Annotated in this window: 17 protein-coding genes; 9 read left to right on the plus strand and 8 right to left on the minus strand. The window is 70.5% G+C overall.

The window, feature by feature from the left end; translation table 11 throughout:
- Window positions 1-2 precede the first annotated feature (2 nt).
- Complete coding sequence (locus ABZ796_RS05045) at window positions 3-830, plus strand: amino acid permease (RefSeq protein ID WP_357335229.1); 828 nt, start codon at window positions 3-5, stop codon at window positions 828-830.
- A gap of 7 nt (window positions 831-837) precedes the next feature.
- Here the strand turns inward: ABZ796_RS05045 and ABZ796_RS05050 are convergent, their stop codons facing one another.
- The 3 genes from ABZ796_RS05050 to ABZ796_RS05060 are packed head-to-tail and all read right to left on the minus strand — an operon-like array spanning window position 838 to window position 4,561.
- On the minus strand, window positions 838-1,779 hold the full coding sequence (locus ABZ796_RS05050; RefSeq protein WP_357335106.1) for an alpha/beta hydrolase: 942 nt from the start codon (window positions 1,777-1,779) through the stop codon (window positions 838-840).
- A 12-nt stretch (window positions 1,780-1,791) separates the two neighbouring features.
- Window positions 1,792-3,207 (minus strand): hypothetical protein, encoded by a 1,416-nt coding sequence (locus ABZ796_RS05055; RefSeq protein WP_357335107.1) that lies wholly within the window; start codon window positions 3,205-3,207, stop codon window positions 1,792-1,794.
- Between the two features lies 1 nt (window position 3,208).
- On the minus strand, window positions 3,209-4,561 hold the full coding sequence (locus ABZ796_RS05060) for a hypothetical protein (RefSeq protein WP_357335109.1): 1,353 nt from the start codon (window positions 4,559-4,561) through the stop codon (window positions 3,209-3,211).
- Window positions 4,562-4,867: 306 nt separating this feature from the next.
- Here ABZ796_RS05060 and ABZ796_RS05065 point away from each other — a divergent pair, with 306 nt between their 5' ends.
- From ABZ796_RS05065 to ABZ796_RS05075, 3 genes are read left to right on the plus strand one after another with little or no spacing between them, the layout of a single operon-like run.
- Window positions 4,868-6,256, plus strand: coding sequence for a condensation domain-containing protein (locus ABZ796_RS05065; protein WP_357335110.1), 1,389 nt, complete (start codon window positions 4,868-4,870; stop codon window positions 6,254-6,256).
- Entirely contained in the window at window positions 6,253-7,713 is a 1,461-nt protein-coding gene (locus ABZ796_RS05070; protein ID WP_357335112.1) for a condensation domain-containing protein, read from the plus strand. Before ABZ796_RS05065 ends, ABZ796_RS05070 begins: the two co-directional genes overlap by 4 nt.
- Window positions 7,694-9,073 carry a condensation domain-containing protein gene (locus ABZ796_RS05075; protein ID WP_357335113.1) on the plus strand — a complete coding sequence of 460 codons (1,380 nt, stop codon included), beginning with the start codon at window positions 7,694-7,696 and terminating at the stop codon, window positions 9,071-9,073. The genes ABZ796_RS05070 and ABZ796_RS05075 overlap by 20 nt, the downstream gene beginning before the upstream one ends.
- A 102-nt stretch (window positions 9,074-9,175) precedes the next feature.
- On the opposite strand, the gene ABZ796_RS05080 is transcribed toward ABZ796_RS05075, so the two are convergent.
- Genes ABZ796_RS05080 through ABZ796_RS05090 form a run of 3 tightly spaced genes read right to left on the minus strand, consistent with a single transcriptional unit; the run spans window position 9,176 to window position 11,742 of the window.
- Complete coding sequence (locus ABZ796_RS05080; protein ID WP_357335114.1) at window positions 9,176-10,123, minus strand: ATP-binding cassette domain-containing protein; 948 nt, start codon at window positions 10,121-10,123, stop codon at window positions 9,176-9,178.
- A 1-nt stretch (window position 10,124) separates the two neighbouring features.
- Window positions 10,125-10,952 carry an ABC-2 family transporter protein gene (locus ABZ796_RS05085; RefSeq protein WP_357335116.1) on the minus strand — a complete coding sequence of 276 codons (828 nt, stop codon included), beginning with the start codon at window positions 10,950-10,952 and terminating at the stop codon, window positions 10,125-10,127.
- The gene (locus ABZ796_RS05090; protein WP_357335118.1) at window positions 10,945-11,742 is read right to left on the minus strand and encodes an ABC-2 family transporter protein; all 798 of its coding nucleotides are present in this window, start codon (window positions 11,740-11,742) and stop codon (window positions 10,945-10,947) included. Before ABZ796_RS05090 ends, ABZ796_RS05085 begins: the two co-directional genes overlap by 8 nt.
- Window positions 11,743-11,905: 163 nt before the next feature.
- On the opposite strand from ABZ796_RS05090, the gene ABZ796_RS05095 reads away from it, so the two are divergent.
- The 3 genes from ABZ796_RS05095 (at window position 11,906) to ABZ796_RS05105 (ending at window position 14,467) form a co-directional block, all read left to right on the plus strand.
- Window positions 11,906-13,081 carry an LLM class flavin-dependent oxidoreductase gene (locus ABZ796_RS05095; protein WP_357335230.1) on the plus strand — a complete coding sequence of 392 codons (1,176 nt, stop codon included), beginning with the start codon at window positions 11,906-11,908 and terminating at the stop codon, window positions 13,079-13,081.
- Entirely contained in the window at window positions 13,078-13,722 is a 645-nt protein-coding gene (locus ABZ796_RS05100) for an FMN reductase (RefSeq protein WP_357335120.1), read from the plus strand. Before ABZ796_RS05095 ends, ABZ796_RS05100 begins: the two co-directional genes overlap by 4 nt.
- Window positions 13,723-13,804: 82 nt before the next feature.
- The gene (locus tag ABZ796_RS05105; protein ID WP_357335122.1) at window positions 13,805-14,467 is read left to right on the plus strand and encodes a response regulator transcription factor; all 663 of its coding nucleotides are present in this window, start codon (window positions 13,805-13,807) and stop codon (window positions 14,465-14,467) included.
- Between the two features lie 35 nt (window positions 14,468-14,502).
- Here ABZ796_RS05105 and ABZ796_RS05110 read toward each other — a convergent pair whose 3' ends face one another.
- A complete protein-coding gene (locus ABZ796_RS05110) occupies window positions 14,503-15,030 on the minus strand; it encodes a YbhB/YbcL family Raf kinase inhibitor-like protein (RefSeq protein WP_357335123.1) in 528 nt (175 codons plus the stop codon).
- Window positions 15,031-15,112: 82 nt separating this feature from the next.
- On the opposite strand from ABZ796_RS05110, the gene cobA reads away from it, so the two are divergent.
- On the plus strand, window positions 15,113-16,339 hold the full coding sequence (cobA, locus tag ABZ796_RS05115) for a uroporphyrinogen-III C-methyltransferase (protein ID WP_357335125.1): 1,227 nt from the start codon (window positions 15,113-15,115) through the stop codon (window positions 16,337-16,339).
- A 75-nt stretch (window positions 16,340-16,414) separates the two neighbouring features.
- The gene (locus ABZ796_RS05120; protein ID WP_357335127.1) at window positions 16,415-17,218 is read left to right on the plus strand and encodes an RNA methyltransferase; all 804 of its coding nucleotides are present in this window, start codon (window positions 16,415-16,417) and stop codon (window positions 17,216-17,218) included.
- Between the two features lie 16 nt (window positions 17,219-17,234).
- Here the strand turns inward: ABZ796_RS05120 and ABZ796_RS05125 are convergent, their stop codons facing one another.
- Window positions 17,235-17,615 (minus strand): hypothetical protein, encoded by a 381-nt coding sequence (locus tag ABZ796_RS05125; protein WP_357335129.1) that lies wholly within the window; start codon window positions 17,613-17,615, stop codon window positions 17,235-17,237.
- Window positions 17,616-17,744 lie beyond the last annotated feature (129 nt).

The following is a 17,744-nucleotide window of genomic DNA, read 5'->3' on the forward strand; positions in this document are numbered from 1 at the left end:
CCATCCCACCGACGGCCCGGCCGCCGTCGCGACCTCGATCCTGGACGGGCTCCGCACACCTCTCCGAGGAGACCCAGGGTGCCGCCGACGGCGCGGCCAAGGGGATCTGGCGCTCGATCTTCTACTCCGCCGTCGGCGGGTACGTCCTGCTGCTGGCGTTCGTCTTCGCCGTGCAGGATCCCGAGGGCGTGAGCGAGGGCGGTGGCGCGGTCGACGTGATCTTCGGCCAGGCGCTGCCCACCTCCTGGCACTTCGTGGTGCTGCTGATCTCGACCGCCGGGCAGCTCTTCTGCACCACCGCCTGCCTGACCAGCGCCTCCCGGATGACGTACGCCTTCTCCCGCGACGGCGCAGTGCCGGGCTCCTCGCTCTGGGCGAAGGTCGACCAGACCCGGAAGGTCCCGATCAACGCGGTGCTGCTGGTCGCGGTCGTCGGCGCGGTCATCACCCTCCCCGCGCTGTGGGGCGTCGGTGGCATCCCGCTGGCCTTCTACGCGATCACCTCGGTCGCCGTGATCGGCCTCTACCTCGCCTTCGCGACCCCGATCTTCCTGCGCTGGAGGGCAGGCGACTCCTTCGAGACCGGGGAGTGGAACCTCGGCCCGCACTACAAGTGGCTCAACCTGGTCGCCGTCGCCGAGATGGCGGTCATCTCGGTCTACTTCATCCTGCCGTTCGTACCCTCCGGCTGGATCACCAGCGACGACTTCTCCTGGGAGTCGGTCGACTGCGCACCGATCCTCACCGTCGGCTCGCTGGTCGTCCTCGCGATCTGGTGGGCGGTCTCGGCCCGGACCTGGTTCACGGGACCGAAGGCCACCCTCGAGTGACGCGGGCTCAGACGCCGTAGGCGGCCAGCCAGCGCTCGATCTCGGCGTAGGCCTGCTTGCGGACCTCAGGGCGGGACAGGATCACGTCGTGCTTCGCGCCGGGGACCGCGACGTAGGTGACATGGCTGCCGATCGCGGTCGACCAGCGGCGGATCTGGCGCACGTCGAGCACGATGTCGGTCGAGTGGACGAGCTCGCCCATCGCCTTCGGCTTGCTGGAGCGGTCGGAGGAGAGCACCAGCACGGGCGCCTTCACGTCCAGGCCGCGGTGGAGGCGGGAGTGGCCGTCTCGGATCGCCTTGAGCCAGCCGAGCCGGATCGGGTAGGAGCCGACCGGCTTGAGACCGAGGTCGAACTCCCACTCGCCGTCGTGCTCGACGTGGAGCGACATGGTGTAGAAGCCGCTCACGTCGCGGCCGAGCTCGCGCATCGGGGCCCGGTGGCCGATCCGGCGCACCACCGGGGTGGCGACCTCGCGCAGCAGGAACGAGCCCTGCAGGTCGAGCCACGGGGAGTTGAGCACCATCCCGGCCAACGCGTCGGGCTGGCGGTCATCGGCCCACAGCGAGACAGTCAGCCCACCGGTGGAGTGGGCGCTGAGCATGATGCGCGAATGGCCGTCGCGCTCGGTGATCCGCTCCCAGGCGGCATCGATCTCGTCGAAGTACTCGACGAGATCACCGACGTACGTCCCCGACTGGTGCTCACGCAGCGAGCGACCGTACTTGCGCAGGTCGAGGCCGTAGAAGTCGTAGCCGCGCGCGGTCCACCACTCGGCGTACTCCTTCTGGAAGAAGTAGTCGGAGAAGCCGTGGACGTAGAGCACGGCGCCCTTGGCGTCGCCGTCTGCCGGCCGCTTGACCAGCGTGGCCACAACCGTGCCCTCGAAGTCGTCCGCGAGCTCGATGGTTTCCGCGGTGTAGGGCTCACCGAGTACGTCGATCGTCATGACCGCATCCTCTCACCAGAAGGAAGGAACCAGGCCCCAACGTCCGTAGACGTCGGTCACGATCTCCTTCAGCCGCTCGGAGTCGGGGATCGCGTCGGGGTCGAGCGCTCGGATGCCGAGGTTGCAGGTCTCGCCGACCTCGGACCACCACGAGGTCACCCCGCCGCGCATCCGCCGCAGCTCGCCGCGGGTCGCCCCGAGCGCCAGGCCGCGGAAGACGATCGAGTCGGCGGCCACCCCGAACGGCGCGACGAAGTCGGGGTCGGGACGGCCCAGGTTGGAGGCGAGGCCGAGCGGGGTGACGACGTTCTTGAGCAGCGACTTCGCGACGCGGTCGGGGATCATCTGCGCCAGCGGCGCGATGTGGGCGATCGGATCGGGACGGGTGCCCTTGAACAACGCGGAGAACTCCTGCTTCGACCGCTCCCGGATGTGGGCGAGGTCGGTGACCCGGCCGACACCGTCGCGCAGCTCGGTCTCGACCGCGATCGAGACGCCCGAGGTGGCGTTGGAGCGCAGGTCGCCCTCGCCGCGCAGCGAGACGGGGAGCGACATCTTCACGGGTTCACCCGGGCGGACGATGCCGGCCTCGAGCAGCACCTCGACCGAGATCGCGACCTGCAGCGCGTTGGAGGTGCCACCGGCCCGCTCGACGGCCGCGTTCCACTCCGCGACCGGGCAGTCGGCGCCGGCGAAGGCGACCTCGTGAACCACGTCGTCATCGGGCCGCGGGCCGGGCACCGGCCGCCTCTCGGAGGACTGCGCCTCGAGGACCGGAGGCTTCCCGGCCCTCCGGGCCGCCCGGAGGCCGCGGGCGGCGGCACGGGCCATCGTCCGGGCATCGCGCCGGTCGACGCGCCGGGTGACCTCGGGCTCCACCTCGTCGAGCGGGAGCCGGGGCAGGGGCTGGCGGCGTACGGCCGCGATCACGGCTCCGAGCTTCATCCCGCCGTCGGCGACGACGTGCGAGGCGTTGTAGGCCACGACCGTGCCACCGTCGGTGGTGCGGGCCACGAAGAACGCCCACAGCGGGCCCCGCACCGGGTCGAACGGCACCTGATCGGCGGTGCTGTCGAGCCAGGCCATCACTTGGTCCGGCGCGAGCCGGCCGGGGCGCAGGCGCACCGGCTCGGCGCTCGTCGCCGGCACCCAGCGGGAGCGGGCACCCAGCGCCGTGGGACGTACGACGAGGCGGTTGAGCGGTCCCCGGGCAAGCTCGTCGACGACGCCCTGGACCGCCTCGGCCGGGATCTCGGTGGGGAACCGCCAGGCGGTCTGGCCCACGACCGGGACGCCGATCACGGTCGCGGAGCGGAGGAAGACCTCGTCGTCGTACGTCAGCCGGTTGGTGCGCTCGGGAGCGGACGGTGCCGAGCGGGCGCCGAGGCTCGCGGGCGGCAGCGAGGGCAGCATCACAGGCTCGGGCACGTCACCACACCTCGACGCTCAGACCCCACGAGCCGAGCTCCTCGACGACCAGGTTCTTCAGGACGTCCAGATCGGGGACGCGGTCGGGCTCGGCGGCGACCAGGTTGAGCGTCGTCCGCGGTCCCGACTGGATCAGCCAGGAGATGATCCCGCCGCCGACGTCGTAGGCATCCTGGGCGGTCGCGTTCTGGTAGCCCGCGAGCCCGGCCACGAGGCGTACGTCCTCGCCCATCGCGTAGCGGTAGTCGTCGGGGAGCTGAGGCAGGTTGGAGGCCATGCACGCGGCGGCCGGCGGCTGCGGGAGCCTGTCGAGCACGGCGTCGGGCAGCATCTGCATCATCGCCAGCGGCACCGGGACCAGCCCCGGGCCGGCCTGGCCGAGCCGGATGTAGGCCGCCTTGGAGAGCTTCTTGATCTCGGCGAGATCACGACGGTCGAGCACGTCGCGCGGCACCTCGACCATGGCCACGCGGGTCGAGTTGGAGCGTACGTCCCCGGGCTGGAAGTCGCTCATCGGCAGGGAGACCGGGACGTCGCCCCGGTCGACCGGCACGTGGTCGATGCGGACGAGCAGGTCGGCGACCACGTTGATGAACCAGGCGTTGGTCGAGCCGCCGTGCTCGGCCGCGATCTTCGTCATCGTCTCGGTGTCGAACTCGGTGAGCATCCGCGGCATCCGCCAGGTCTCCGGCGACGGGTTCGGGGTGGCCTCCGGGTAGATGCGGGGCGCCTTGGTGGCCAGGGCCGCGGTGCCGTCCTTCTTCGCCTGCCGCCGGGCCCTGGTCCAGTCGCGGACGGCACGCCACTGCCCGCGGCTGTCGGCGGCCTCGGCACGGAGGCGCTGCCATCCCTTCGCGGGCGCGGGCGGCAGCCGCAGCGGCTCGCCGCGGGAGGCGCGGGACACCGCATCGAGAACGGAGCCACCGTCGCCGACGGCGTGGGCGAGCAGCATCGAGACGACCGAGGTGCCGTCGTCGAGGTTGATCGCGGTGAGCCGGTAGGTCAGGCCCTCGTGCGGGTCGAGGTGGTCGCTGTGACGCTCCTGGAGCCAGCCGGTGATCTCGGTGACGGGGAGGATGTCCTCGTAGAGCTCGAGCGACGGCTCGCGGTCGGCGTTGGTCCACAGGTCGCGGGCTCCGGGGAACTTCGCCCGGTGCAGCTTCCGCGACAGCCCGCCCTCGGCAAGCCCGGCCGCGATGTAGCGCAGCCGGTCGGCGTCGTAAGGACTGTTGAGCCGCCAGATCCACTGGTTGGCGATCGGACTTCCGAGACCGCGATGGCGCCGGGCGAAGAGGTCGTCGGCGAACTGCAGACGGCCGGAGTTGTCGATCGGTGCACGAGTGGCGGCGGGCATGGGGGAGTCCTCCGAGATAGGGCAGAAGCGTGTGAAGAGCGCGCGCAGGGGGAGGAGTCAATCGGAGTTGATACGGCATGTAAACCCCCGGGGGCAGTTAAGAAGTGTGGCGATTCCCACGTCCGGGGGCGGTCGAATTCGGTTGCGGACCTGTGTGCACAATAGGCCGCGACACGGGACGACATCGCTGTCGTCCCCAGGCGGGTCGCCTTCTCGGGCTACGGCGTTCTTGAGGTTCGTTCGGGGTCCCCGAGATGACGTTTTGCCGCAATGAGCCCCCCACCTCAGAGAGGAACTCCACCTCCGATGGAGTACACCGAGCTGTCCGCGTACGACGTACCCCCGGGCGAGGTGACCGCGTGGATCCCCACCGCGGAGCCGGGCACCTGGGTCGACGACGACCGCCGACTGTCCCACAACCACGAGCTGCACCTCGACACCGCCGAGGCAGGATCCTGGATCGGCTCGATCATGCGGTTGAGCGGGCAGCTCGACGCGACCGCGCTCGGTCTCGCGCTCAGGGCCTGGATCGGACGCCACGAGGCGCTGCGCGGGACCGTCGAGGAGACCCCGGGCGGCCGGCGGCGTCGTGCGGTCGCTCCCGAGGACGTGTCGGTGACCACCACCGCGCTCGGCCGTTTCGACGGCGGGGCCGCCCGGGGCCGCCTCTCGGACTTCCTCGCCGATCACATCGACCCCTCGGCCTGGCCCTACGTGGTCTTCGCGACGGTGGCCGACGCCGACGGCTTCACCCTGGTCTTCGGCGCCGACCACGGCGTCATGGACGCTTACTCCCAGCTGCTCTGGTTCGAGGAGATCGCCTCGCTCTACGAGAAGGCGCTGGCCGGCGAGCCGTTCACGGAGCTGGCCTCGGCCACCACCGGCAGCCACCTCGACCACGCTGCCGAGGAGCGGGTCACCGGCGAGGCGATGTCGCTGGAGAGCGAGTCGGTGCGGGTCTGGCGCGACTGGCTGACCACTCCTGAGGGCACCCTGCGCTTCGCCGACTTCCCGGTCCCGGGCATCACCGACCTACCCACGACGAGCGTGGAGCCGCTGCCGCAGGCCAGCCTGTCGCAGTGGCTCGGCGGCCCCCGCCAGGCCCGCGTCCTGGGCGAGCTGTGCAAGAGCGCCGGCGTCTCCTTCCAGGCCGGGATGATGGGCGCGATGGCGTACGTCCTGCGGGCCCGGCACGGTGTCGAGCGGATGCGCTTCGTGGCCCCCATGCACACCCGCTACACCGCCGAGCACGCCGCCGCGGTCGGCTGGTACGTCGGCCTCGTCCCGATCACCCTCGACATCACCGGCGCGCAGACGCTGCCAGAGGTCGCCGCCCGTGTCCAGACCGCCCTCGGCGCGGCGAAGCCGCTGGTGCCGCAGCCGTTCGCGCGGGTCGCCGACCTGCTCGGCGTCGACGACGCTCCGCACTTCGTGGTCACCTTCGTCGACACCCGCTTCATCCCCGGGGCTGAGCACTGGAACGACTGGGACGCCCGTACGCTGCGGGCCCCCGTCCGTGCCGACGACGAGGTCTACCTGTGGCTCGTGCGTGACCGGGACGGGCTCAACGTCTCCACGCGCTACCCGGAGACCGTCGCCGCCGAACGGGTCGTGCGCGACCTGATCGGCGGGATGAGCGCGCTCCTGGAGGAGATCGCGCAGCCCGAGACCGCTGGGCTGGAGGGAACCGGATGAGGATCGGGGCGCTCGCGGAGCTGGCTCCGGCACCCGGCCGGGTGGTCGTGCTGCGTCCGACGGCGGAGTCCCGGGCGGCGGCCGAGGCCGCACCGGTCTCTCCTGGAGCCCCGTCCTTCCTGCAGGCCGACCATCTCGGCGCCTACCGGGCCAAGGTCGCCTCCGGCGGCGTGCACCGGGCCTGGACCGGGACCTGCGGCGAGTTCGACGTGGCCTTCGACGAGGCGGCCTACCTCGAGGCGCTGACCTCGTTCGTCGGCCGACACGAGGGGCTGCGCACCTGGTTCGACCTCTCCGGCGCGGAGCCGGTGCGACACCTCGTGCCTGCCGACGCGATCGCCTTCGAGGCGGTCGAGGTCGAGGCGCCGGCCGACTGGTCCGGTGGCTGGCAGGACCTCCTCGTCGGCCTGTGGGACGAGCAGTGCCGCCCCGACTCCTGGACGCCGTTCCTTCTCGGCGCGATCGTGCGTGAGGAGGGCTTCACCTACTTCTGGGGCTGCGACCACGCCTTCACCGACGGCGCCTCGCAGCTGATGGTCCCCGCCGAGCTCGGTGCCGCCTACGCCGAAGCTCTGGGGGCTGCAGCGCCGGACCTGCCGGAGGCCGACAGCTTCGTGACGTACGCCGCCGCCGAGCGGCAGCTCGCCGCCGGGTGCGACGCCGAGACACCGGCGGTGCGCGAGTGGGCCGACATCGTCTCGCGTCACCACGGGCGGCTGCCGCGGTTCCCGGTCTCGCTGGGGCTGGCCGAGGGAGAGACGGTGCCGGTCCGGATCCGGCGGTGGACCGCCTTGGAGGGCGAGGCGGTGGACGCGCTCGAGTCGTTGTGCCGTACCGCCGGTGGCCGGTTCACCAGCGGCGTCTTCGCGCTCCTTGCCCACGCCGAGCAGCGTCTGACCGGCAGCTCGGACTATCTCGGGATCACCGTGCTGGGCACCCGGACGCAGCAGACCGCGATGTCGCACGGCTGGTTCTGCAACTTCGCGCCCGTCTCGATGCCGCTGGGGGAGACCTTCCCCGAGACCGTGCTCGCGGCGGAGAAGGCGTTCGGCACCGCCCGCGAGCTGGCCCGCACCCCGGTCCACGTGGCGCTGGGTGCGATGGTCGCCCGCGGCGTGCTCGCGCCGACCGAGCTGGCCAGCCCGCAGATGGTCTCCTACCTCGACGTACGCAAGTTCCCCGGTGCCGGGACCACCCCGTTCGAGACCGGGCTGCACTTCACCGGCGAGGGCCGCACCGCCAACGCGAGCCTGTGGGTCAACCGGTTCGCCGACCGCTTCGAGCTGGCCACCCAGAGCCCCGACACCGAGCAGGGCGGACGGGCGGTGGCGACCTTCTTCGAGGCGCTCCATGACGTGCTCGCCGACCTCGGCCTGCCGGTGCGCCCGGTGGATGTGTCGATCGAGCAGACCGGCGAGCAGATCATCGGGACCGGACATGCTGGTCACGACCGCTGACCTGTGGGAGCCCCGGCCGGGCACGCTGCTGTGCTGGGACCTCTCCGCCCCGGCCCACGGTGCGCCCGCCGAGCTCTCGCTCAACCAGCGCAACCACCTCGCCGGTGCGATGGCCGGAGCGCCGACCGTCTGGCTGGCGGCCGCGTTCGACGTCGACGGTCCCATCGAGCCGGTCGCGCTCTCGCGCACCTGGCGGGCCTTCCTCGCCCGCCACGGCAGCCTGCAGCTCGAGGTCCTCGCCGGACCCGAAGGGCTCCAGGCGCGCCGGCACCACCCCGGCACGCTGACCTGGTCGGTGACCACCGTCGGTCACACCAGCACCGTCGAGGAGACCCGGGCTGCGCTGCACGGCGCCCTCGACGAGCGGTGTGGCCCCTTCGCCTACCCGGCCTTCCTGCCGGCGGCGATCTCCCGCCCCGACCGCTCCACGATCGTCCTCGGCATGGACCACCTGCACTGCGACGCCCACTCGGTCGCCGTCGCGGTCGAGGAGCTCGCCCACCTCTACGCCGCCTTCACCGAGGGCGGCGAGGAGCCGTCGCTGCCGCCGGTGACCTCGTTCCTCGAGGCCGTCTCGCAGGGTTCCGACGGCCCCGCCAGGGTCTCCGACGACGACCCGCTGCTCCGCGGCTGGGGCGAGTTCCTCGGCGGCCGCGGCCACCGCCTGCCGACCTTCCCGCTGCCGCTCGGTCTCGAGCCGGGGGAGCGGGCCGCCCAGGCCACCGCGGTGGCTCCGCTGGCCGACGCCGACCTGATGGACCGGATCGGCGCCCGCGCCCGCAACAGTGGAGCCTCGACGTACGCTGCCGTCCTGGCGGCCCTCGCCACCGCCATCTGCGACCTCGGCGGCGGTGACCGGCTGGAGACGATGGCTCCGGTCTCCACCCGCTCCGCGGGACCGGTGACCCGCTCGCTCGGCTGGTACACCACCACCGTCCCGCTCACCGTGCCCGCCTCGCTCACCGATCTGGGTCTGGCCGAGGCCGGCGACGCGGTCCGACATGGCGTACGCCTCGGGTCGGTGCCGCTCGACCAGGTCCTCGGCTCCCTCGCCGAGCCGCTGGTGCAGACCCGCAGCGACGTCTTCGTCGTCTCCTGGGTCGACTACCGCCACGTCCCCGGCGGCTCGGCCCACCTCGACCGCGCCGCCCAGCACATCTCCGCCTCGACGCTGGCCGACGACCTCCAGATCTGGTTCTCTCGCACCCACACCGGCCTCGCCGTCCGCGTACGCCACCCCGACACCGCGGTCGCCTCGGCGTCGGTCAGCCTGCTCCTGGACCGCCTGGAGCACAATCTCGCCGGCCTCGGGACATCGGCCTCGCTGCCGGCTCAGCCGTACCGAGTCGGCACGAACTGACCAACCAGATCGCCGAGTCGGCTCGTCATGACGAGCCGACTCGGCGGGGATCTCGGTCAAGATGAGCCGACTCGGCGGGGATCTTGGTCAAGATGAGCCGACTCAGCGGGAGTAGAGCTGCCGGATGACGTCCTCGATGTCTGGCTCGTGGATGGAGAGGTCGGCGACGTCATAGGCGGCCGCGACCTGTGCGACCAGGGGAGCGGCGGAGGCGCCGGCGGGGAAGGCGAGCCACTGGCGAGGGCCTTCGACCTTCACGACCCGGGCGCCCCCGATGGCGATCGGGGAGGCCTCGTCGACGAGGTCGACGACGAGGGTGCGGGAGGCGTCGCCGTTGGCTCGCAGGGAGGGCAGCGGGCCGTCGAAGACAGCAGTGCCGTGGTCGATGACGATGACACGGTCGCAGAGCGCCTCGATGTCCTGCAGGTCGTGCGTGGTGAGCATCAGGGTCGTGCCGCGCTCGTGGTTGAGGGCTCGCAGGAACTCCCGCAGCCGCCCCTTGGAGATGACGTCGAGGCCGATGGTCGGCTCGTCGAGATAGAGGATCTCGGGGTCGTGGAGCAGCGCCGCGGCGATGTCACCGCGCATCCGTTGGCCCAGGCTCAGCTGCCGCACCGGGGTGTCCATCAGGTCGCCGAGGTCGAGCAGCGCGACATGGTCCTCGAGGTTGCGGCGGAAGGTCTTGTCACCGATCCGGTAGATCCGTCGCAGCAGCTCGAAGGAGTCGCGCAGCGGCAGGTCCCACCACAGCGACGTACGCTGCCCGAAGACCACCCCGATCCGCCGGGCCAGCTCCCGGCGCTGGCGGGACGGCTCCAGGCCCGCCACCCGTGCCGACCCGCCGGAGGGCACCAGGATGCCGGTGAGCATCTTGATCGTGGTCGACTTCCCCGCTCCGTTGGGCCCGATGTAGCCGACCATCTCGCCCGCGTCGACCTCGAAGGATAGGTCGTGGACGGCCTGCTTCACCACCGACGTACGCCGGAACCCACCCGCCCGCTTCCGGATGGTGAACTCGCGAGACAGGTCCCGCACCTCGATCAGTGCCATGTCAGCTCCCCGTGGATCGGTAATGACGAAGCCCCTGACGCCACACGAGGGTGGTCAGGCCGACCAGCACCAGCGCGGCCAGGGGCGAGGCGAAGCGGAACCAGTCCGGTGCGCCGAACGGGTCGTGGAGGCCGAGCAGGAACAGGCACGGATACCAGTTCACGAAGGCCAGGGGCAGCAGATAGGTCAGCGAGCGGACAACCTCGCGCGGGAAGATCGTCATCGGGTACTGCATGATCGTGTTGCCGCCGTAGGTGAAGGCGTTGGCGAACTCGGAGGCGTCCGTGGTCCAGAACTGGATCGTCGAGAAGATCACGAACACGCAGAAGTAGATGACCACACCCGAGACGAGGGCCACCACCAGCACCAGCAGGCGCTGCGGGGTCCACTCCACGATCGGCGCGGCCCACGCGAACACCGCGACTCCCTGGGCGATCTGGCCGAGCCGGCGCAGTTCGAACCGGTCGGCGCACAGCTGCACCAGCACCGGGACCGGCTTGGTCATCATCGCGTCGAGGTCCCCGGTGCGTACCTTCTGTCCGATCTTCTCCACGCTGCCGACCAGCATGTCGGCGACCCGGAACGCGATCGAGGTGACCCCGTAGAGCAGGGCGATCTCGCGCAGCGTGAAGCCGCCGTAGGTGTCGAGGTGACTGAACATCAGCCAGATCGCGACGAAGTCGAGGAAGGTGATCAGCACGCCACCGACCGTCATCGTCCAGAACGAGGCCGGATAGGCCATCGACGCCCGGATCCACAGCAGCGCGATGAGCCAGTAGGAGCGGACCGCATCTGTCGCGGGTGATCGATCCTGTCGAGATTCAACCACCCTGGACCACCACCTTGCGGGTCGCGGCGCGCAGCACGAGCGCGCAGGTCCCCAGGAGGACGACCGCCCACAGCACCTGCAGCCCGATCGCGGCGAGCATCTCGAGGCCGGTGCGGCGGCCCAGCCAGATGTCGGCCGGGGTCTGGATGTAGGAGGCGAACGGCAGCGCCAGCGCGAGCTGGCGCAGGCCGTCGGGGAAGAGGTTGAGCGGCAGCGTCAGCCCACTGAAGAAGGTGGCGAGCACGCTCAGCAGCACGCGCGGCCCGGTCCCGTCCAGGAGCCAGAACGCGCTGGCCGCGAAGAGGAACCGGACCGCGAAGCTGACCACGACGGCGAGGAACACGCTGACCAGGAACCCCACGGCCCCGGCGGGGGAGGGCACGACCAGCCCGAAGAGCAGCGCTCCGATGATCGTCGGCGCCACGCCGCGGGTCGCGAAGTGGTAGAGCCCCCGGCCGAGGTCGGCGGCGAGATACCAGCCCAGGACGCTGACCGGACGGTAGAGATCGACGGCGATGTCGCCGTTGCGGATCCGCTCGGCGAGGTCGTCGGTCGATCCGCCGCTCCACAGCGCGATCGTCATCAGCAGCGCCTGCCCGATCCAGACGAAGGTGACCGCCTGGTCGGCCTGGTAGCCACCGGCCGACGGGTTCTGCTCCCACAGCGCCAGGTAGGCGAAGCTGAGGATGATCCCGAAGACCGAGTTGGTGAAGATCCCGGCGAGCGTGGCCGCGGTGTAGGTGGAGTAGCGGCGGAAGGATCTGGACGCGATCGCGGCGTAGAGGCTCATCTGTGAATGCAGCGCCCCGGACACCTGACGTACGTTGGCACAACAGGGCCTGCCGACGCCAAGGGGTTTCGTGGAATAACGTTGATGCAGCAACTGTTTGCCGAGTAGTTCGGATTTCAACTATCGTGGCGAGAGTCCACGAAAGGGGCAGGGAACCATGGGTATGCAGTTCGGCATCTTCACCGTCGGTGACGTCACGATGGACCCGACGACCGGTAGGACCCCGACGGAGCACGAGCGGATCAAGGCCACCGTCGAGATCGCCAAGCACGCCGAGGAGGTGGGCCTGGACGTCTTCGCGACCGGTGAGCACCACAACCCGCCGTTCATCGCCTCCAACCCGACCGCGACGCTCGCCTACATCGGTGCCAAGACCGAGAACATCATCCTGAGCACCGCGACCACCCTGATCACCACCACCGACCCCGTGCTGATCGCGGAGGACTACGCCAAGCTCCAGCACCTCACCGACGGTCGCGTCGACCTGATGATGGGCCGCGGCAACACCGGCCCGGTCTACCCCTGGTTCGGCAAGGACATCCGCCAGGGCATCAACCTGGCGATCGAGAACTACGCCCTGCTGCGCCGGCTGTGGAGCGAGGACGTCGTCGACTGGTCCGGCCGGTTCCGTACGCCGCTGCAGGGCTACACCTCGACGCCGCGGCCGCTGGACGGCGTCGCGCCGTTCGTCTGGCACGGCTCGATCCGCTCGCCCGAGATCGCCGAGCAGGCTGCGTACTACGGCGACGGCTTCTTCCACAACCACATCTTCTGGCCGGCCTCGCACACCAAGCAGATGGTGCAGCTCTACCGGCAGCGCTTCGAGCACTACGGCCACGGCACCGCCGACCAGGCGATCGTCGGGCTGGGAGGGCAGTTCTTCATGCGGCCCAACTCCCAGGACGCGATCGACGAGTTCCGGCCCTACTTCGACAACGCCCCGGTCTATGGCCACGGTCCGTCGCTGGAGGACTTCACCGAGGCCACCCCGTTGACCGTCGGCTCGCCGCAGCAGGTCATCGAGCGCACGCTCTCGTTCCACGAGTACGTCGGCGACTACCAGCGCCAGCTCTTCCTGCTCGACCACGCCGGGCTGCCGCTGAAGACGGTGCTGGAGCAGCTCGACCTCTACGGCGAGATCCTGCCGACCCTGCGCGCGGAGTTCGAGAAGCTGCGCAAGCCCGGTGTCCCCGACGCCCCGACCCACGCTTCCCTGGTGGAGAAGGCCGGCGGCGCGAAGGACTCGACCGTCTACGCCGAGGGCGACTCCGCCACCGGCTCGTCCGACCGCGACCTGGCCGACCCCGAGGTCGCCAAGGTTCTGGAGGGGGAGCTGTGACCCGGATCGTCGTGGTCTCCGCGGGGCTCTCGGTCCCGTCCTCGACCAAGCTGCTCGCCGACATGCTCGGTGACGCCACGACCCGGGCCGTGCAGGCCCGGGGCGCGGAGGTCCAGGTCGAGCACATCGAGCTGCGCGGCCTGGCGCACGAGCTGACCGACAACCTGCTCACCGGTTTCGCCAAGCCGGCGCTCCAGGCGGCCATCGACCAGGTACGTCGCGCCGACGCCGTCATCGCGGTGACCCCGGTCTTCTCCGCGTCCTACTCGGGCCTGTTCAAGACGTTCTTCGACGTCCTCGAGCAGGGTGTCCTGGACGCGAAGCCGGTCCTGATCGCTGCCACTGCCGGCACTGCCCGGCACTCGCTGGTGCTCGAGCACGCGCTCCGGCCGCTCTTCGCCTACCTGCACGCCGTGGTCGTCCCGACCGGGGTCTTCGCCGCGACCGAGGACTTCGCCGGTGGCCCGGAGCTGCCCAAGCGGGTCGACCGTGCCGCCGCCGAGCTGGCCGCCCTGCTGGCCCTGGGCGGCGGCGCGCCGGCTCCGGCGCCGCATCGGACGCTGGTGGAGGACGAGTTCGCCAACCCGACGTCCTTCGAGACGCTGCTCAAGCGAGCCTCCGAGGGGCCGCCGGAGTTCTGATCCGGCGCGGGATCCCGGGGTTTGCGGTCTTCTGCGACAGAATGCGTCTCGACCGCTACCCCCAAGACCGAGCGGAGCCGTTGTGTCCAGCTATGAGCCGAGCGTCGTCGTTGCCGACGCGTCGCCTCTTCTTCGTGCTGGGCTCACGGACCTGCTCGCGCGCGGCGGCTATCAGGTGGTCGCGGACGCGGGTGATGCCGAGGCCCTCATCCAGGCTGCCACCGACACGCTGCCCACGCTGGCGGTCACCGACGCCCGCCTGGGACCGGTCGACGAGGGGATCAGGGCTGCGGTCCGGCTGCACGAGAAGGTGCCGGAGATGGGCATCGTCGTGCTCGGGGACACGGTCGAGACGGCGTACGCGGCGTCGGTCTTCGCCAGCACCGGCACCGGCGGTCTGGGCTACCTGCGCAAGTCCCGCGTACGCACCATCCCGCACTTCCTCGACGTCGTCGGTCGGGTGGCCTCGGGTGAGGTCGTCGTCGACCCCGAGGTCATCTCTCGGATGGTCGAGGCCTCTCCCGACGCCGACCCCGAGGCGATCGCGAGGCTGACGATGCGTCAGAGCGAGGTGCTGGGCCTGATCCACGCCGGATTCCCCGACCGCGCGATCATCAGCAGGTTCTTCAGCGGCCGGCGGCAGTTCGAGCGGTGTCTGAGCGAGATGTTCCTCGCGTTCGGTCTGTCCCGCGACGTCGAGCACCGGCGTACGCCGATGCCGCTGACCCACCTCGCCTCCGGCTGAGGGTGGGTCCCGGGTCGCCCCGGGACCCCCACGTCTCAGTGCTGGTAGGTGCCCATCACCACGGCGCGGGCCAGGGCCTTGAAGGCCAGGTTGAAGGAGACCACCGCCGGGGTGACCCCGTCGTCCACGCCCAGGGTCTCCTCGCCGACCGCATGGACGACGAAGTAGTAGCGGTGGACCTGGTCACCGGCCGGGGGCGCGGCGCCGCCGAAGTCCTTGGTGCCGAAGTCGGACGCGACGTGGAACGCCTTGCCAGGAAGCTCGGCGTCCGCGGCCCCGGCACCGGCCGGGAGCTCGGTCACGTCGGCGGGGACGTCGACCAGGGCCCAGTGCCAGAAGCCGCTGGGCGTGGGCGCGTCGGGGTCGAAGCAGGTGATGACGTAGGACTTCGTCCCCTCCGGTGCACCGCTCCAGCTGAGCTGCGGGGACGTGTTGCCGTCGGCGTAGACCTGGTCCTGCTTCAGCGGCTGTCCGTCGGTGACATCCGCGCTGGTCAATGTGAAGGTGGGGAGGGCGGGCATGAGCGAGTAGGGATCCGGCTTCACCGGACGATCGAGAGCCATGCCTACCAACGTAGCTCACCGACGTAGTCCGCGAATCGACCCGTTGTCCGGCAGCGGCCGGGTGTTGGGCGAGGATGTACCCATGAGTTCTGAGCATGCCGTTCCCTATCCCGCCGGCCTCATCCTCGAGGGTCGTCGGGTGGTCGTCGTCGGTGGTGGCCGCGTGGCGCAGCGGCGCGTGCCGGCGCTGATCGCGGCAGGTGCGCAGGTCGAGGTCGTCTCGCCCTCGCTGACCCCGGCCCTGGAGGGGCTGCTCGGCTCGGGCGAGATCACCTGGCACCAGGCCCGCTTCTCGGCCGAGGTGCTCGACGGCGCCTGGTACGTCATCGCCGCCACCCAGAACGCCGAGGTCAACGAGGAGGTCTCGGTCGCCGCCGAGGAGCGCCGGATCTTCTGTGTACGCTCCGACGACGGCAGGCAGGCCACCGCCTGGACCCCGGCGACCGGGCACGACGGCGACCTGACCGTCGCCGTGCTCGCCAACCGTGACCCGCGGCGCTCCGCGGGCGTGCGCGACCGGATCCTCGACGGGCTGCGCTCCGGCGACCTGATCGCGCCGCACGAGCGTCAGCGCGTGCCCGGAGTGACCCTGATCGGCGGCGGCCCGGGTGACCCCGGGTTGATCTCGGTCGCCGGCCGCAAGGCCCTGATGGAGGCCGACATCGTCGTCGCCGACCGGCTGGCACCGCGCGAGCTGCTCTCCGAGCTGCCCGCCGACGTCGAGCTGGTCGATGTCGCCAAGCTTCCCCGTGGCCGCTCGGCCCAGCAGGAGGAGATCAACCGGATCATCGTCGAGGCGGCTCAGGCGGGCAAGGCGGTCGCGCGCTTCAAGGGCGGCGACAACTTCATCTTCGGCCGTGGCTTCGAGGAGGTGCTGGCCTGTCGTGAGGCCGGCGTGCCGGTGCACGTCATCCCCGGCCTGACCTCGCCGGTGACGGTGCCCGGTGTCGCCGGGATCCCGGTGACCCATCGCGGCGTCGCGCACGAGTTCACCGTCATCTCCGGCCACGTCCCGCCGGGCGATCCCACCTCGCTCACCAACTGGCCTGCCGTCGCTCAGCTCGGTGGCACTCTGGTCCTCCTCATGGCCGTCCAGAACGCCCCCGCGATCGCGACGGCTCTTCTCGATGGCGGCCGCGATCCCGGCACCCCCGTCGCGGTCATCTGTGACGGCACGATGCCTACAGAGCGTACGGTCCTGGCGACCCTCGAGACCCTCGAGAAGACCCTGGCCGACGAGAACGTCCAGCCCCCGGCGATCATCGTCGTCGGCGAGGTGGTCCGCGTCGCCCACCCGGACTTCTTCTAGGCGCCAGCTGGTTCCCACCGCTGGGAACGTACGGATGTGTGGGGCAATCTCGTACGCGCCTACGCTGGACCCCTCATGGCTGAACTCATCGAGATCTCCGACTCCGCCGATCCCCGGCTCGCTGATTACCGCGACCTGCGCGACGTCGAGCTGCGGAAGTCGTTGGAGTCCTCGGAGGGACTGTTCCTGGCCGAGGGCGAGAAGGTCGTACGCCGCGCCGTGACCGGCGGCTTCGAGCCGCGCTCGTTCCTGATGGCGCCGAAGTGGCTTGACGGGCTCTCCGACGTGCTCGCCACGACGGATGCGCCGTGCTACGTGATGAGCGAGAAAGCCGCCGAGGAGGTGACCGGGTTCCATGTGCACCGCGGCGCGTTGGCTTCCTTGAAGCGGCGGCCGTTGTCGTCGGTGGAGTCGGTGCTGGAGGGTGCGCGCTCGGTCCTGGTGCTGGAGGACATCGTCGATCACACCAACGTCGGCGCGATCTTCCGGTCCGGGGCCGCGCTGGGGTTCGATGCCGTGCTGCTGGCGCCGCGTTGCGCCGACCCGCTCTACCGCCGCTCGATCAAGGTCGCGATGGGCGCGGTCTTCGCGCTGCCGTGGACCCGTCTCCCGGACTGGTACGAAGCCCTCCCGACCCTCTCCGCTGCCGGCTTCACCACCGTCGCCCTGACCCTGGCCGACGACGCCGTCGACATCGAGAAGGCCGTCGAAGGCGTCGACAAGGTCGCTCTCGTCCTCGGCTCGGAGGGCCACGGCCTCTCTTCGCGCTGGCAGCAGGCCGCCGACCGCCGCGCCATCATCCCGATGTCCGCCGGCATCGACTCCCTCAACGTGGCCGCCGCCACCGCGGTCGCCTGCTACGTCACCGCCCGCCGTTGAAGCGCGACGTGGGCGGTCATCGTGGATTGTCGCGGCCGCAGACAAGGTCGGAGAAGTCGACGACATGATCCTTCGCGGGATCATGCGGTACGTAGCAGATCTCGAGCTGGTCGCCGACGTAGGCGTGCTCGTAGACACCCAAGGTGTCCTTGTATGTGCGACCGTCGACCTCGTAGGTATAGGTGATGAGCTTCTTACTGGCACCGGTCTTCACCGCCTTGGCCACGACGCCCTCGGTTCGTCCCGTGTAGTCCGTGAGGTCGCGGTTCTTTGGGATCACGACGAACCATACGAATGCCACGACGAGGCCAACGAGTACGAACGGGACCGGCGCCAGGAACAGCATCGTGAGACAGCTGATCCCAGGTGTCTGTGTCTGCTCGTCAGCCTGGCCCACGGCCGTTCCTCCTCATGGTCGCCGCCTAGCCTCGAGTTCGCTCTCGGTCTGTGCGACGAAGGGGTTTCGACGAGACCTCAGGCTACGGACACTGCACAGTTCGAGGCGTCAGCCGCGCCGGCCGAGGCG

Source organism: Nocardioides sp. NPDC047086 (assembly GCF_040643685.1).
Classification (GTDB): Bacteria; Actinomycetota; Actinomycetes; order Propionibacteriales; family Nocardioidaceae; genus Nocardioides.